The sequence below is a fragment of the Desulfonatronum sp. SC1 genome, from assembly GCF_003046795.1.
Taxonomy (GTDB): domain Bacteria; phylum Desulfobacterota; class Desulfovibrionia; order Desulfovibrionales; family Desulfonatronaceae; genus Desulfonatronum.
This window is the reverse complement of record NZ_PZKN01000111.1, coordinates 1-477: the sequence shown is the minus strand read 5'-3', so window position 1 is coordinate 477 and position 477 is coordinate 1. Positions and strand designations below refer to the sequence as shown.

The following is a 477-nucleotide window of genomic DNA, read 5'->3' as shown; positions in this document are numbered from 1 at the left end:
CTGTTATTCTGTATGTGGTGGTTCAGTAACTGTTCGATACCGGCTGCCTGTCTGATTTCAATTTTCCCATCGCTGAAAGTACGTTCCCGCACTCTTTCGAACGGGGTGGTATTTCTTCTGTCCTGCGCCGAAAGCTGGACAACTGATAAAAAAACAACCAAACCAAATATCAGTCTCATCATATTGATTAATCTTTTTCAGACACTTACTCTTTTTCCAAATCACAATCTCCAATTCTATTCAGAAATCAGAAACCTTTTAAATAGCCTTATAATTCAAACGTGTAAAAGTCTATCCAAAATCGTACCTTTATTATATAGAAAAGAAAAAGCGTCAAAAATCCTCCTGCAAATATACAAGTTTATTCCCTTTCAGGAACAACTAATATTGGAAGATCAGAAAGATTAAGCAATTCATTGGCAAACGGATGAAAAACGCTCTCGAATGGGTTTAAAGAGCGCCTCACAGGCAATGCAA

The 477-nt window shown here is 37.3% G+C and carries 1 protein-coding gene; it reads right to left on the bottom strand.

Features of this window, described 5'->3' with window-relative positions; translation table 11 throughout:
• The coding region (locus tag C6366_RS20920) for a hypothetical protein (protein ID WP_233248574.1) at nucleotides 1-182 on the bottom strand (182 nt) is incomplete at its 3' end.
• Nucleotides 183-477: the final 295 nt, after the last annotated feature.